Origin of the sequence: Arsenophonus sp. ENCA, assembly GCF_002287155.1 — a bacterium.
Taxonomy (GTDB): domain Bacteria; phylum Pseudomonadota; class Gammaproteobacteria; order Enterobacterales; family Enterobacteriaceae; genus Arsenophonus; species Arsenophonus nilaparvatae.
The window spans coordinates 1-811 of sequence record NZ_NHNG01000776.1; the positions used below are offsets into that span (position 1 = coordinate 1).

Below are 811 nucleotides of genomic sequence, written 5' to 3' on the forward strand. Positions count from 1 at the left end.
ATAAGCTGCCACTCCCGCAAAACGATAACGACAGATCCGCTAACCAAAGAGCAGCGCAAGGCAGGCATGTTTCGAGAGCAGGAAGAGAAAGCGTCGCACCGCTGGGACTGGATATACGAGATTGATACACGAGTTTCGCACCAATAAAAAAACGCTCTATTTTTAAGTTTAATTCAGCATGATATATAAATAGTCAAAACCTTATAAATCAAATACAACTTATTGTAATTTAAGAAAATTTATGTTTTTTAGTAACTTGCAGATTAATCATTGCTTTTAAGCCATTTTTAGAATTTTATATGCCTGTGCGAAACTCGTGTGATATTTAAGGGGAAGGAATGGGAAGGTCATTTGATATTAATGTGAGATACCGTTTCCTTGATATCGGGGAACTCAATAAGCGAGTAAGCGTGTTGCTTAATAGTGAAATAAGGGTGTTTCGGTGATTGAAGTAAATTTTACGCTGTTCTGAGATGGAAATTCCAAAGACCTGCGCTAAGGAGTAAGAAGGTATCATCAATAAAGGGTCTACGATTCCGTAAAATTTGGGTCATGCAACCGAGGCGCTTGATACCCGCGATGGCGTGTTCAACTGTAATACGGATGCCCGAGATTATTTTATTTTCTTGTTTTTGTTCAGGCGATAAAGGTCTTTTTCGAGTTCCTTTTTTTGGGATTTGTGTATTAGGATGCTGTTTATCTATACCTTGAAAACCGGTATCTGCCCAGATGGTTACCTCAGGAGGAATATGGCGAATTATATCGACTTTATCGAGTAAGCGTTTATCGTGACGGCGCCCATTTTTGCTCA

The 811-nt window shown here is 39.2% G+C and carries 1 protein-coding gene; it reads right to left on the reverse strand.

Going from position 1 to position 811, the window contains the following annotated elements:
- Positions 1-458 precede the first annotated feature (458 nt).
- A partial coding sequence (locus tag CBG25_RS20115) for a transposase family protein (protein WP_290603898.1) occupies positions 459-811 on the reverse strand: 353 nt, incomplete at its 5' end.